We start from the raw sequence: 13868 nt of genomic DNA, 5'->3' as shown, positions 1-13868 counted from the left end.
ATGTTGGGCTTCGCCGCTGCGCGTCTCAACCCAACCTACAGCGCAGACCGTAGGATGGGTGATAACCCATCAACCGCAGCGATGGGTTATCACCCATCCTAGGCAAAACACTAGAACAACGAGGGTAACCGCGTGGAAGCGCTAAAACAGAAGATTCGCGATGAAGGCACCGTGCTCTCGGAGCAGGTGCTCAAGGTTGATGCCTTTCTCAATCACCAGATCGACCCGGCGCTGATGCAGCAGATCGGCCATGAGTTTGCCCAGCGCTTCGCCGGCCAGAACATCACCAAGATCGTCACCATCGAAGCCTCGGGCATTGCCCCGGCGGTGATGGCCGGCCTGGAGCTGGGCGTACCGGTGATCTTCGCGCGCAAGTACCAGTCGCTGACGCTCAAGGACGACCTGTATATCTCCAAGGTGTTTTCCTTCACCAAGCAGACCGAAAGCACCCTGGCCATTTCGGCCAAGCACCTGAACGCCAAGGATCACGTGCTGCTGATCGACGACTTCCTGGCCAACGGCCATGCCGCCCGCGCGCTGATCGACCTGATCGGCCAGGCCGGCGCGAGCATCGCCGGCATTGGCGTGGTGATCGAGAAATCCTTCCAGCGCGGCCGCGCCGAACTGGATGCGCAGGGCTATCGGGTCGAGTCGCTGGCACGCATCGACTCGCTCAAGGATGGTCAGGTCAGTTTTATTGATTAGATAAGGCACACACATGGATCGTGATTACCAAAAGGCGGCCAAGTACGTGCGCAAGCATGCTGCCAAGACCCTCGACAAGATGCCTTGGATCGCCGGCGCCTTGCTCGGCCTGCTGGCGGTGAGCCTGTTGACGGCCCCGCCCTCCCTGCCTCTGCTAGCCGCCAATGCGCTGCTGGGCGGTCTGTTTCTGACGGCCTATGCCTTCAGCCTGAAACGCCCTGAGTGGCAATGGCTGACAGGCATGCTCGTCCCAATATGCATGCCACTTATCTCGGTCATACTCAGCGAGAAACTCGGCTACAGCGACTGGTATCTGCTGCAAGGGCCGCTGGCGTTATTCGCTACGTTTAGCCTGCTGGCACTGCTGATGCGCCCATATCTGCGCAAACTGGCTGGAATACCGATAAAACGCCGGCACAAAAAAGCCGCCTAAATAGGCGGCTTTTTTACAGCAGAGTCAGGCGTATTACAGGCCGGACATCTTCTGGATCGCTTCACGCAGCTCGTCGTCCGAGCAATCCGCGCAGGTGCCTTTTGGCGGCATGGCGTTGATACCGGAAATCGCCTTAGCCAGGATGCCGTCAAGGCCGCCCTGGTGGTCTGCGCGCTCTTTCCAGGCTGCAGTGTCGCCAATTTTCGGCGCACCCAGGATGCCTGGGGTGTGGCAGGCACTGCAGTGCTTGGCAATGATGTCATCGGCAGTACGCGCACCGCCGCCAGTTGTGGCTGCTACAGCACCCACGCCCTTGCACTCTTCACCCATCACACAGACTTGGCCGACCGGCTTCAGTCGCTCGGCAATGGCATCGTCGGTCGTGGCCTGAGCAGTCACTGCCCACAGAGCCAAAACGGTAGCCGGTGCTACCAGGAGCTTTTTAATCAGGTTCACGGTACACCCTCTTCGTGGCTAGTCACGCTCGCGGCCACGGTTTCGCGAGCGGGCGACAGTATAACGGCAAGCCGCTGCCGCCGAAACAACCCATATTGTCGCAGGGTTATTTAGAAATTGGCCGGCGTAGTTGCGCTAATCAGCCGTGCTGGCTGCTCGAACGGATTACGGAAACGGTGCGGTTTGCTGCTCTCGAAGTAGTAGCTGTCGCCCGGTTCGAGGATAAACACCTCATCACCGACGGTCAGCTCCAGCTTGCCTTCAACCAGCATGCCGGCCTCTTCACCTTCGTGGGCGTACATTTCGTCGCCGGTGTCGGTACCGCTGGGGTAAGTTTCATCAAGGAAGGAAATGGCTCGGCTCGGATGCGCCTTGCCCACCAGCTTCATGGTAATGGCCCCGCTGCAGATATCGGTGAGTTCGGCGGCGCGATAGACCACCTGAGCCTGGCTATCCTGCTCCACATCCAGGGAGAAGAACTCCACCAGTGACATGGGGATACCCGCCAACACCTTTTTCAACGAACTGATCGAAGGACTTACGCTGTTCTTCTCGATCATCGAAATGGTGCTGTTGGTGACGCCCGCCCGCTTGGCGAGTTCACGCTGGGAAAGGCCTTTGAGTTTGCGAATGGATTGCAGGCGTACACCGACGTCCAATGCTGGAGTCCCCCTTGGGATAGATACAGAAAAGTCGCCGTATCATGGCATAGCGTTCGGAATTTACAACACTCGCGTTCAAACTCGTCTACAGCGTGCGTGTTAGAGCCTATTGAAGGGCTCGCGAGCTAGAGTCATGCAAGGCGCTACGTCAGTAACAGCCTTCGGCTGATCAAAACAGGCGAGGAACGGTCGGAGTCGCGGGCGACTTTACGGGTTGTAAATGAGCAGTCCGAGCCTGTTTTTAACGCAGCAGGGCCAACGCGCAGCAGCCTTTGAACAGGCTCTAAGCCCCGAGGTAGAGCAGCGGCGCCCTGCGCAGGTTACAGAAAAGCTGATAGGGAATGCTGCCAGCCTGGGCGGCCACATCGCTGGCCAGCACCTGTTTACCCCAGAGTTCGACCCGGCTACCCAGGCCCGCTTGCGGCAGATCGGTCAGGTCGACGGTGAGCATGTCCATCGACACGCGGCCGATCAGGCGGGTCAGTTGGCCATCCACCGACACGGGTGTGCCGGTCGGCGCATGGCGTGGGTAACCGTCGGCATAGCCCATGGCAACTACGCCGACACGGGTTGGCCGCTCGCTGACAAAGCGCGCGCCATAGCCCACCGGCTCGCCGGCCGGCAGTTCGCGCACGCTGATGATCTTCGACTCCAGAGTCATCACCGGCTGCAGCCGCGCAGCCACGGCCTGCGCCTGTTCGAAGGGGGTGGCGCCGTAGAGCATAATGCCGGGGCGCACCCAGTCGCTCGGCACGCTCGGCCAGCCCAATACGGCTGGCGAATTGCGCAGGCTGACCTCGGCGACAATACCCTGGCGCGCCTGCTGAAAAACCGCTAACTGTTCAGCACTGCGCGGGCAATCCAGCTCGTCGGCACGGGCGAAGTGGCTCATCAGCACAATCTTCGCCACCTTGCCGCTGGCCAGCAGGCGCTGGTAAGCCGCCTGGTAGTCGGCCGGATGCAGGCCGACGCGGTGCATGCCGCTGTCCATCTTCAGCCAGACGGTCAGCGGGCCGCGCACAGCGCTGCGCTCAATCGCCTCCAACTGCCACAGCGAATGCACCACGCACCACAGCTCGTGCTGCTCGATCAGCGGCAATTCGTCGGCCTCGAAAAAACCCTCCAGCAACAGGATCGGCCCGCGAATACCGGCCTCGCGCAGTTGCAGCGCTTCCTCGATGCAGGCCACGGCAAAACCATCGGCCTGCTCCTGCAACGCCTGGGCACAACGCACCGCGCCATGGCCGTAGGCATCCGCCTTGATCACCGCCAGGGCGCGCGCGCCGCTGACTTCACGGGCCAGTTGATAGTTGTGACGCAAGGCGTTGAGGTCGATCAGGGCACGGGCAGGACGCATGATGTTCTCGGCTATCAGCAGTTTTCAGGTTATAAAAAATTGTCGGGAGCTAGTTTTAGCGTTGCGTAGCAATGACCCGAAGGGTAGCCGCCAGGGATGGCAGGCTATAAAAAAGCCCGGTGTGATGGCCGGGCAAACTCTTATCGCAAACGGGCGAGGCGCGTTACAACGCAGCCACGATCATCATTTCCACCAGCACTTCTGGCTTGTACATCTTCGCCTCGACGCAGGCCCGCGCGGGCGCAGCACCAGGCGCGACCCAGGCGTCCCAGACCTGATTGAGACCGGCGTAATCACGGTCCATGTCCTTCAAGTAGATGGTCACGGAGAGGATCTTCGACTTGTCGCTGCCAGCCTCGGCCAGCATGCGGTCGGTGTTGGCCAGGGTTTCGCGGGTTTGCTGCACGATGTCGCCGCTGTAGTCATCCGCCAGTTGCCCGGCCAGGTAGACCGTGCCGTTGTGGATAACGATTTCGCTGTAGCGACTTTCAGTGTGCAGGCGCTGTACTGACATGCTTGTGACTCTCCTGGGAACGGCTGTAACGGGAAATATCCAGGCCTTCGGCGCTGATCTGCGGACGCTTTTTCGCCATCAGATCGGCAAGCAAGCGACCGGAGCCGCAGGCCATGGTCCAGCCCAGTGTGCCGTGGCCGGTGTTGAGGAACAAATTACGCAAGCCGGTGGCACCGACAATCGGCGTGCCGTCCGGGGTGGCCGGACGCAGGCCGGTCCAGAACTCGGCCTGGCGCAGATCGCCGCCCTGCGGGTAGAGATCGGCGGTGATCATTTCCAGGGTGGCGCGGCGACGCGGGTTGAGACTCAGGTCGAAGCCGGCGATTTCCGCCATGCCGCCCACGCGGATGCGGTTGTCGAAACGGGTGATCGCCACCTTGTAGGTTTCATCGAGGATGGTTGAGGTCGGCGCCATCGCGGCATTGGTGATCGGCACAGTCAGCGAATAGCCCTTGAGCGGATACACCGGCGCCTTGATGCCCAGCGGTTTGAGCAGTTGCGGGCTGAAGCTGCCGAGCGCCAGCACGTAGCGGTCAGCGGTTTCCAGCTTGCCGTCGATCCACACGCCATTGACCCGGTCGCCCACGGCGTCGATGCGCTGGATGTTCTGGCCGAAGCGGAATTCCACCCCCAGCGCCTTGGCCATTTCGGCCAGTTTGCTGGTGAACAGTTGGCAATCGCCGGTCTGGTCATTCGGCAGACGCAAGGCGCCAGCCAGTTTGTCTGTGACAGTGGCCAGGGCCGGCTCAACGCGGGCAATGCCGGCGCGATCGAGCAGCTCGTAAGGCACGCCGGACTGTTTGAGTACGGCGATGTCCTTGGCGGCGTTGTCCAGTTGCGCCTGGGTGCGGAACAGCTGGGTAGTGCCCAGGCTGCGGCCTTCATAGGCGATGCCGGTTTCCGCACGCAGTTCGTCAAGGCAGTCGCGGCTGTACTCGGACAGACGCACCATGCGCTCCTTGTTCACCGCGTAACGGCTGGCGGTGCAGTTGCGCAGCATCTGCGCCATCCACAGGTATTGGTCGATATCGGCGGTGGCCTTGATCGCCAGCGGCGCGTGTTTTTGCAGCAGCCACTTGATCGCTTTCAGCGGAACACCCGGCGCCGCCCACGGCGAGGCGTAGCCCGGCGACACCTGGCCGGCGTTGGCGAAGCTGGTTTCCATGGCCGGGGCATTCTGCCGGTCGACCACCACCACTTCAAAACCCTGACGTGCCAGGTAATACGCACTGGCTGTACCAATCACACCGCTACCGAGAACCAGAACCCGCATGCCGCTCTCCTCGCCGCGACAATGCGCGACGGATAATTCTTGAGATCACAATTGAGCGCAGTATAGGAAGAGATCAGCAGTGCTTTTCACTATATAAATAGCTATATTTGGCGACAATTCTTGGCAATATCGCCTTCTGTAGAGGGGTATCCACCATGCGCACCCAGCATCAAAGCCGCCGCGAACTGGACAAGATCGACCGCAACATCCTGCGCATCCTGCAGGAAGACGGCCGTATCAGCTTTACCGAGCTGGGCGAACGAGTCGGCCTGTCGACCACACCCTGCACCGAGCGCGTGCGCCGCCTGGAGCGCGAAGGCATCATCATGGGCTACCACGCGCGGCTCAATCCGCAGCAGCTCAAGGCCAGCCTGTTGGTGTTTGTCGAGATCAGCCTGGACTACAAGTCCGGCGATACCTTCGAGGAGTTCCGCCGCGCGGTACTCAAGCTGCCGCACGTACTCGAATGCCACCTGGTGTCCGGCGACTTCGACTACCTGGTGAAGGCGCGGATCAACGAGATGGCCAGCTACCGCAAGTTGCTCGGCGACATCCTGCTCAAGCTGCCGCACGTGCGCGAGTCGAAGAGCTACATCGTCATGGAAGAAGTGAAAGAGAGCCTGAGCCTGCCGATTGCCGACTAGCAGTCAGACCAGAACTTGGCGGGTAGTCGCAATCAGCTGATGTACCTGCTTGGCCACCGCCGGCTCAATCATCTGCTCCGGTCCCTGGCCGCGCGGGCAGGGCAGGCTTGGCGTGGTGCCGAACAGCCGGCAGATTAGCGGGCGCTGGTCATACACCGTGCACCCTTGCGGACCCAGGTGCACGCAATTGAACTCGGCCAGCGCGGCGTCATGTTCGGCATCGCTTTTCACCGGCAGCCGCGACATCTCCTCGGATGAAGCCGTAACCGGGCCGCAGCAATCGTGGCAGCCCGGCACGCAGGCAAAACTGGGAATCTGCAAACGCAGCTGGTCGATCTTGCGGCTGGTGCAACTCATGGGCGTGATCCTGAAACACAGGCCGGCATAGTAACCGCGCAGCGGGCTGGATCGCGGCAGTTGCGCGAGCCAGCCGACGAAAATCCGCTTATTTCGCGATTGCCTCTTGGCGTTTGGCAAATCCCACGCTTATGCTTCGTAAAATTTTCCAAACACAATAATCAGGATTCCACACATGAACGCCCGCGTTCACCAGCCGGTTCACAACAGCCAGCACGCCAACTCCTATTACGCCGCCAGCGCCAATCGCCAGCTCGACTACCCCGCCCTGGGTGGTGAGTTGCGCGCCGATGTGTGCATTGTCGGCGGCGGCTTTTCCGGCCTTAACACGGCCATCGAACTGGCGCAAAAAGGCCTTTCGGTGGTGCTGCTGGAGGCGCACAAGATCGGCTGGGGCGCCAGCGGGCGCAACGGCGGCCAACTGATTCGCGGCGTCGGCCATGGCGTGGAGCAGTTCGAATCGGTGATTGGTGCGCAAGGCGTGCGCGAGCTGAAACTGATGGGCCTGGAAGCGGTGGAAATCGTCCGCCAGCGTATCGAGCAGTTCAACATCGACTGCGACCTGACCTGGGGCTACTGCGACCTGGCCAACAAACCCAGCCACCTCGCCGACTTCGCCGAAGACATGGCCGAGCTCAAGCAGCTGGGTTACCGCCATGAAATGCGCCTGCTGCAACCGGAGCAGATGCACGAAGTGGTCGGTTCCAACCGCTACGTCGGCGGCATGATCGACATGGGTTCCGGCCACCTGCACCCGCTCAACCTGGCCCTCGGCGAGGCGGCCGCGGCGCAGAGCCTGGGCGTGCAGCTGTTCGAGAAATCGGCAGTGACGCGCATCGACTATGGCAATGAGGTCAAGGTACACACCGCTCAGGGCGTGGTGCGCGCCGCCACCCTGGTGCTCGGCTGCAACGCCTACCTGAATGGCCTGAACAGCAACCTGGGCGGCAAGGTACTGCCCGCCGGCAGCTACGTGATCGCCACCGAACCGCTGTCCGAAGCCGAAGCGCGGGCAATCATTCCGCAGAATATGGCCCTGTGCGACCAGCGTGTGGCCCTGGATTATTACCGCCTGTCCGCCGATCGGCGCCTGCTGTTCGGCGGTGCCTGCCACTATTCCGGTCGCGATCCTGCAGACATCGCCGGCTATATGCGGCCAAAAATGCTGGAAGTCTTCCCGCACTTGAAAGATGTGAAGATCGACTACCAGTGGGGCGGCATGATCGGCATCGGCGCCAACCGCCTGCCGCAGATCGGCCGCCTCAAGGAGCAGCCCAACGTGTATTACGCCCAGGCCTACTCGGGCCACGGCGTCAACGCCACGCACCTGGCCGGCAAGCTGCTCGGCGAGGCCATCGCCGGCCAGGCCAGCAGCGGCTTCGACCTGTTCGCCAAGGTGCCGCATATGACCTTCCCCGGTGGCAAACACCTGCGCTCACCACTGCTCGCCCTGGGCATGCTGTGGCATCGGATGAAAGAGCTGGTCTGATCGCCCCATGCAGCAGGCTGCAAAGGCCTGCTGCGTAAGCCCCTCACAGCTTCCAGAACGGCAGAAACACCTCGCGCCGGGCCTGTTCGCGGCTCAGGCCAATATCCTTGAGCTGCTCATCGGTCAGCGTCAGCAGCGCCCGGCGGGTTGTCAGGCGCAGCCAGAATGCGTTCCAGCGGCGTACAGCTGGTTTAACCGCACCCGGACGAGCATACAGATGCCCGCCAGCGGACTCCTGCTGCAACTCGTCTGCTTTCATGCTCAGCCTGACATCACTTAAACCGTTCATCGCCTGCTCCTGCCCGTAAGCCTGATGGGAGATCATGATGGGCGAGACGGAAAAAGCATGACAGATTCAAAAATGTAATTTTAAATCCATACAGATTCCCGCAAACAAGCTCTGAATGGTGGATTTATCGTCGATCTGTACTGGCTTTGCGTACTACACAGAGCTATTGCGAGGCAACTGTTATGACGCTCTATATCAATCTGGCCGAACTGCTCGGCACCCGCATCGAGCAGGGCCTGTATCGTCCCGGTGATCGCCTGCCCTCCGTGCGCGCCCTCAGCCTGGAACATGGCGTCAGCCTGAGCACGGTGCAGCAAGCCTATCGCCACCTGGAAGATCAGGGCCTGGCAACACCCAAGCCCAAGTCCGGCTACTTTGTGCCCCAGGCGCGCCACCAGCCGGCGCTGCCGATGGTCAGCCGCATGGCCCAGCGCCCGGTGGATGTCTCGCAGTGGGATCAGGTGCTGGAACTGATCAGCCGACCGCCAGGGCAGGAGGGCCTGCTGCAACTCGGTCGCGGCCGCCCGGATATCGACAGTCCGACGCTGAAACCGCTGCTGCGTTCGCTGTCGCGCCTGAGCCGCCGCCAGGACGCAACCAGCCTGACCTATGGCTGCATATACGGCCACCTGGGCATGCGTGAGCAGATCTCGCGGCTGATGCTCGACTCCGGCTGCAGTCTGTCGCCCGAGGAAATCATCGTCACCACCGGCTGCCACGAGGCGCTGTCGGCGGCGATTCGTGCGGTGTGCGAGCCGGGGGATATCGTTGCGGTGGATTCGCCGAGCTTCCACGGCGTGATGCAGGCGCTCAAAGGCTTCGGCATGAAAGCCCTGGAGCTGCCCACCGACCCGATCACCGGCATCAGCCTGGAAGCACTCGAACTGGCACTGGAGCAATGGCCGATCAAGGCCATCCAGCTGACCCCGACCTGCAACAATCCGCAGGGCTACATCATGCCCGAGGCCAACAAGCGCGCCCTGCTGGCCCTGGCGCAGCGCTATGACGTGGCGATCATCGAAGATGACGTCTACGGCGACCTAGCCTACAGCTACCCGCGCCCACGCAGCATCAAATCCTATGACGAAGATGGCCGCGTGCTGCTCTGCAGTTCGTTTTCCAAGACCCTGGCACCCGGCCTGCGCATCGGCTGGATTGCCCCGGGGCGCTACCTGGATCGCGTGCTGCACATGAAATACATGGGCACCGGCAGCACCGCCCAGCTGCCCCAGCTGGCCATCACCGAATACCTGGAAGCCGGCCATTACGAGCCGCACCTGCGGCGCATGCGCGCCCAGTATCAGCGCGGGCGGGACCTGATGATCGACTGGATCAGCCGCTACTTCCCGACCGGCACGCGGGTCAGCCGGCCGCAGGGCAGTTTTATGCTGTGGCTTGAACTGCCGACCGGTTTCGACAGCCAGCGCCTGAACCGCGAATTGCTGCAACACGCCATCCAGATCGCCCCCGGCAGCATCTTTTCCGCCGCCGGCAAATACCGCAATTGCCTGCGCATCAACTACGCCGGCAAACCCACCCCGGAGCTTGAACAGGCGATTCGTCAGGTTGGCGAATGCGTGGCCGCACTACTCGCCGAGCAGCAGTTGGCACCAGGGTCAGACTGAGCGCGCTACTCGAAGCGCTCGACCAGCTCGACGCGACGGTTAAGCGCGCGGCCTTCCTCGCTGCGATTGCTGGCCAACGGCGCCGCCATGCCTACACCCACGGCCGTCAGGCGTTCGCCGGCAATGCCGTGCTGCTCGACCAGCGCCTTGACGATGGACTGGGCGCGCCGTTGCGACAGCTCGCGGTTGTAGTCCAGCGCGCCCTTGCCGTCGCTATGACCGACCACCAGCACCTTGAGCGCCGGGCTGGCCTTGAGCAGTTTGGTGATTTCCTCCAGCTGCGCGGCGGAGTCGGCGCGCATGCTGGCCTGATCGAAGTCGAAGAAGATCCCGTACAGCGCCACTTTGCCCTTGGCATCGATATCCACCTGCATGGCCGGCGCCTCAACCACCACCATGCGCTGCTCCATGGCCTTGCGCTCCAGCACATCCAGCCGAATCAGGCTGCGGCCCTTGTTCGGCCCACCCCCGGCCTGATTGAGGATGACATAGAGCGCGACATACAGGTCGCCCTCGGGCCGTTTGAGCCGGGCATACAGGTAACGCTGATCCTGGTGGTACTCACGCAAGTGCATGTCCAGGGTGATCGCATGGTTGAAATTGCGCCCGCCGCACTCCTCACGCGCACACGCGAACAGCGTCTCGAAGCCCGCGTCGGCCAGGGCCTGCTGATAGTTGCGGAATATCTCCAACGGCGTGCGCTCGGGTGGCGCACGGTAGCCAAGCCGAGTCAGCTTGCCCTCCAGCACCTCGCTGGCATCAAGGTTTTTCTGCAGGCCGCCATAGACCGTGGCTGCGCCCTTGATAAAGCGCCAGTCAGTAAAGGCCTGAACCTCATAGGCATAAATTTCCGCCCCGTCGTAGCGGGCAATAGCCGGGTGGTCGGCACTACCGGGCAGATCGCCGGCAGCGGCCACCCCCGCCACCAGGCTCAAAAATAGTGCAAGGATTCTGCTGAACATGATCGGCTTCCCGGCGAATGGATCTGGAGGAAACCCTAGCTGCTGCCCCCCGTGCTCGCCAGCGGGCTGGCAAAGGCCCCACGCTGAAACGCCAGCCAGACAAACAGCGCCGCGCCAATCGCCATCAGGATCGGCAGCGCATGGCCGCTAACCCACTGACTGGCGGCACCGGTCGACAGCGGCCCGAGCAGGCAACCGGCGCCCCAGAGCAAGGCGATATGCGAGTTGGCACGCACCAGCGCATCGTCACGATAGCGCTGGCCGACCAGAATCAGCGACAGGGTGTACAGGCCGCCCGCACTGGCGCCGAACAGCACCAGCACCACCCAAATCAGCGGCGTATGCAGCAATGACGGAATGCTCAGGCTCGACAGCAACAGCACCACCCCGCAGCAGCGGAATAGCGTCTGCCGTGGCACACGGTCGGCCATCCAGCCAATCGGCAACTGCAGCGCGGCGTCACCGACCACCACCGCACTGACCATGATCAACGCCAGCTGCTGGGCAAAGCCCTCACGCACCAGGTACACCGGCAACAGCGTTAGCACCATCGCCTCGAACGCGGCAAACAACACCACCGCCCAGGCAATCGCCGGCGAGGTGCGGCAAAACGCCAGAATGCCGCGCCCAGACGCGCTCTGCGCATCGACCTTGGGCGCGCCATCGCGACCTAACAGCAGCAGGCTACCGCCTACCAGCAGCACAGCGGAGCACCAGAAGCCGCGATCACTCTCGGTGCCCAGCAAGGTCAACAGCAGCGGCCCGCACAGCTGACTGAGCGCAAAACCGGTGCCGTACAGCGCCACCAGACGACCACGCAAACGGTCCTCGACCAGCTGATTGATCCAGCTTTCGCCGAGCACAAATACCACGGTCAAGGAGATGCCAATCAGCAGACGCAGCAACAGCCACAACGGATAGCTCGGCATCACGCTCAGCAGCGCCACCGAGGCGGCACTGGCCAGCAGGCACAGGCGCAGGGTCTGCGGCGTACCAAACCAGCCGGCCAGGTGCCCAGTGAGACGCGCCCCGACCAGCACGCCAATCGCCGGCATACCGGCCATCACACCGATGGCAAAGGGGCCGTAACCCCAGGACTCAAGGCGAAACGACACCAGCGGCAGCGTCACGCCCAGCGCCAAGCCGACGATCACCACTGCCGCGCTGACGGCGAAATAGGTCATCCAATTCATTTTTTCACTCCATTCCCTGGCTCGCTCGGCACCCGCAGCGCAGATGCAAAACGGCCGGGCTCCATAGGAACCCGGCCGCAGGTGTGGCCCTTTTCGAGCCGGCCCCAGAGAGGGCGGACCTTTATCGCAATACTACCCAGCCTGCCTCGACCGGATTGCGCCCCGGAAAAGATCTTCTGGGCTAAGGCCAGACAAGGCGCCCCGCAGCTTTTAAGCGCAGCGTACTGCAGTACGTGAGCATTAAAAGCGAGGACGCAACGCCGTATGGCCGACGACCAGGAGATCGCCCCGCTATCGTTAAAGCTTGATCCAGGTCGCCTTGATCTCGGTGTACTTGTCAAAGGCATGCAGCGACTTGTCGCGACCGTTACCGGACTGCTTGAAGCCACCGAACGGCGCAGTCATGTCGCCGCCGTCATACTGGTTGACCCACATGCTGCCAACGCGCAGGGCCTTGGCTGCCAGGTGCGCCTTGGACAGGTTGCTGGTCCAGATGGCTGCAGCCAGACCGTAGATGCTGTCGTTGGCGATCTGGATAGCTTCCTCGGTGCTGTCGAACGGGATCACCGTCAGCACCGGGCCAAAGATTTCTTCCTGGGCGATGCGCATGGCGTTGTGCGCGTCATCGAAGATGGTCGGCTCAACGTACTGGCCGCCGGTTTCTTCCAGGGTGCGCTTACCGCCGCAAAGCAGCTTGGCCTGATCCTTGTGGCCGGCGTCGATGTAGCCGAGCACCGCATTCAGGTGGCCAGCGTCGACCAGCGCGCCGACTTTGGTGTCCGGGTCCAGGGCGTGACCGGCTTTCCAGTCCTGCATGGCTTCCAGAACCATGGGCATGAAGGTGTCTTTGATCGAACGCTCCACCAGCAGGCGCGAGCCGGCGGTGCACATCTCGCCCTGGTTGAAGCAGATCGCCGCAGCAGCAGCTTCGGCCGCCGCCTTGAGGTCCGGTGCATCGGCGAAGACGATATTCGCGCTCTTGCCGCCGGCTTCCAACCAGACGCGTTTCATGTTCGATTCGCCAGCGTAGATCATCAGCTGCTTGGCGATCTTGGTCGAACCGGTGAACACCAGGGTGTCGACATCCATATGCAGCGCCAGCGCCTTGCCAACGGTATGGCCGTAACCTGGCAGCACGTTGAGCACGCCCGCCGGGATGCCGGCGTCCAGCGCCAGCTGGGCCATACGCAGGGCAGTCAGCGGGGATTTTTCGGAGGGTTTGACGATTACCGAGTTACCGGTGGCCAGGGCCGGGCCGAGCTTCCAGGCGGTCATGATCATCGGGAAGTTCCACGGCACGATGGCCGCAACGACGCCAACCGGCTCGCGGGTAACCAGGCCCAGCTCGTCGTGCGGAGTAGCCGCCACTTCGTCGTAGATCTTGTCGACCGCTTCGCCGCTCCAGCGAATCGCCCGCGAGGCACCCGGCACGTCGACACCCAGGGCGTCGCTGATTGGTTTGCCCATGTCGAGGGTTTCCAGCAGCGCCAGTTCTTCAGCATGCTGATCCATCAGATCAGCAAAGCGGATCATCACGCGCTTGCGCTGCGCCGGGGCCATGCGCGACCAGACGCCAGATTCGAAGGTGGCGCGGGCATCCGCCACGGCCAACTCGGCATCGGCCAGATCACAGCTGGCCACCAGGCCGAGCAGACGACCGTCGACCGGGCTGATGCACTCGAAGGTGGCCCCGGAGACAGCAGCGCGGTACTCGCCATGAACAAAGGCCCGGCCTTCGATCTTCAGGTTGTTGGCGCGCTGCTCCCAGTCGGCACGAGTCAGGCTAGTCATTGCTACATCCTCTATCGCTAGTAAAGCGCCGCTGGTGGTCGCTGCGCTGTCAATTATTCTGCATGGGGCCGCAAGAACCTGCTCACCCAATCCTGCCGGCAACACTAAACCAGAGGCT

General features: G+C 62.2%; 15 protein-coding genes. 5 read left to right on the top strand and 10 right to left on the bottom strand.

All coding sequences use genetic code 11. The features are described from left to right. Positions 1–132 precede the first annotated feature (132 nt). Positions 133–705, top strand: a complete 573-nt coding sequence (locus P3C18_RS02200) for a xanthine phosphoribosyltransferase (RefSeq protein ID WP_275960237.1) — start codon at positions 133–135, stop codon at positions 703–705. 13 nt (positions 706–718) lie between these two features. Beyond that, positions 719–1138 carry a hypothetical protein gene (locus P3C18_RS02195; RefSeq protein ID WP_275960236.1) on the top strand — a complete coding sequence of 140 codons (420 nt, stop codon included), beginning with the start codon at positions 719–721 and terminating at the stop codon, positions 1136–1138. Positions 1139–1171: 33 nt separating this feature from the next. Here the strand turns inward: P3C18_RS02195 and P3C18_RS02190 are convergent, their stop codons facing one another. The 5 genes from P3C18_RS02190 to dadA form a co-directional block, all read right to left on the bottom strand. Further along, the gene (locus P3C18_RS02190) at positions 1172–1594 is read right to left on the bottom strand and encodes a c-type cytochrome (RefSeq protein WP_275960235.1); all 423 of its coding nucleotides are present in this window, start codon (positions 1592–1594) and stop codon (positions 1172–1174) included. 110 nt (positions 1595–1704) lie between these two features. Continuing rightward, on the bottom strand, positions 1705–2253 hold the full coding sequence (locus P3C18_RS02185; protein WP_090250501.1) for a cupin domain-containing protein: 549 nt from the start codon (positions 2251–2253) through the stop codon (positions 1705–1707). Between the two features lie 286 nt (positions 2254–2539). Further along, a complete protein-coding gene (gene alr, locus P3C18_RS02180) occupies positions 2540–3613 on the bottom strand; it encodes an alanine racemase (protein WP_275960234.1) in 1074 nt (357 codons plus the stop codon). A 163-nt stretch (positions 3614–3776) separates the two neighbouring features. Further along, positions 3777–4127, bottom strand: a complete 351-nt coding sequence (locus P3C18_RS02175; protein WP_090250506.1) for a RidA family protein — start codon at positions 4125–4127, stop codon at positions 3777–3779. Beyond that, a complete protein-coding gene (gene dadA, locus P3C18_RS02170) occupies positions 4102–5400 on the bottom strand; it encodes a D-amino acid dehydrogenase (RefSeq protein WP_275960233.1) in 1299 nt (432 codons plus the stop codon). The genes P3C18_RS02175 and dadA overlap by 26 nt, the downstream gene beginning before the upstream one ends. A 155-nt stretch (positions 5401–5555) precedes the next feature. Between dadA and dadR the strand changes: the two genes are divergently transcribed. Next, positions 5556–6044, top strand: a complete 489-nt coding sequence (dadR, locus tag P3C18_RS02165) for a transcriptional regulator DadR (protein WP_090250512.1) — start codon at positions 5556–5558, stop codon at positions 6042–6044. Between the two features lie 3 nt (positions 6045–6047). Here dadR and P3C18_RS02160 read toward each other — a convergent pair whose 3' ends face one another. Further along, a complete protein-coding gene (locus P3C18_RS02160) occupies positions 6048–6401 on the bottom strand; it encodes a YkgJ family cysteine cluster protein (protein WP_090250514.1) in 354 nt (117 codons plus the stop codon). Positions 6402–6576: 175 nt separating this feature from the next. Between P3C18_RS02160 and P3C18_RS02155 the strand changes: the two genes are divergently transcribed. Next, positions 6577–7890, top strand: a complete 1314-nt coding sequence (locus P3C18_RS02155; protein WP_275960232.1) for an FAD-binding oxidoreductase — start codon at positions 6577–6579, stop codon at positions 7888–7890. 43 nt (positions 7891–7933) lie between these two features. On the opposite strand, the gene P3C18_RS02150 is transcribed toward P3C18_RS02155, so the two are convergent. Continuing rightward, positions 7934–8179: a DUF1127 domain-containing protein gene (locus tag P3C18_RS02150; RefSeq protein ID WP_275960231.1), complete on the bottom strand. Its 246-nt coding sequence runs from the start codon at positions 8177–8179 to the stop codon at positions 7934–7936. A gap of 182 nt (positions 8180–8361) precedes the next feature. Here P3C18_RS02150 and P3C18_RS02145 point away from each other — a divergent pair, with 182 nt between their 5' ends. Further along, on the top strand, positions 8362–9804 hold the full coding sequence (locus P3C18_RS02145) for a PLP-dependent aminotransferase family protein (protein WP_275960230.1): 1443 nt from the start codon (positions 8362–8364) through the stop codon (positions 9802–9804). A gap of 5 nt (positions 9805–9809) precedes the next feature. Here P3C18_RS02145 and P3C18_RS02140 read toward each other — a convergent pair whose 3' ends face one another. The 3 genes from P3C18_RS02140 to P3C18_RS02130 all read right to left on the bottom strand — a co-directional run bounded on the left by P3C18_RS02140 (position 9810) and on the right by P3C18_RS02130 (position 13750). Further along, entirely contained in the window at positions 9810–10766 is a 957-nt protein-coding gene (locus P3C18_RS02140) for an OmpA family protein (protein ID WP_275960229.1), read from the bottom strand. Between the two features lie 35 nt (positions 10767–10801). Next, on the bottom strand, positions 10802–11959 hold the full coding sequence (locus P3C18_RS02135) for an MFS transporter (RefSeq protein ID WP_275960228.1): 1158 nt from the start codon (positions 11957–11959) through the stop codon (positions 10802–10804). A gap of 297 nt (positions 11960–12256) precedes the next feature. After that, positions 12257–13750, bottom strand: a complete 1494-nt coding sequence (locus tag P3C18_RS02130) for an aldehyde dehydrogenase (RefSeq protein WP_275960227.1) — start codon at positions 13748–13750, stop codon at positions 12257–12259. Between the last annotated feature and the right edge of the window lie 118 nt (positions 13751–13868).

The sequence above is a fragment of the Pseudomonas sp. 1928-m genome (genome assembly GCF_029269135.1).
Classification (GTDB): domain Bacteria; phylum Pseudomonadota; class Gammaproteobacteria; order Pseudomonadales; family Pseudomonadaceae; genus Aquipseudomonas.
Note: the sequence above shows the minus strand (reverse complement) of the source record. Positions and strands in the feature narration are given on the sequence as shown.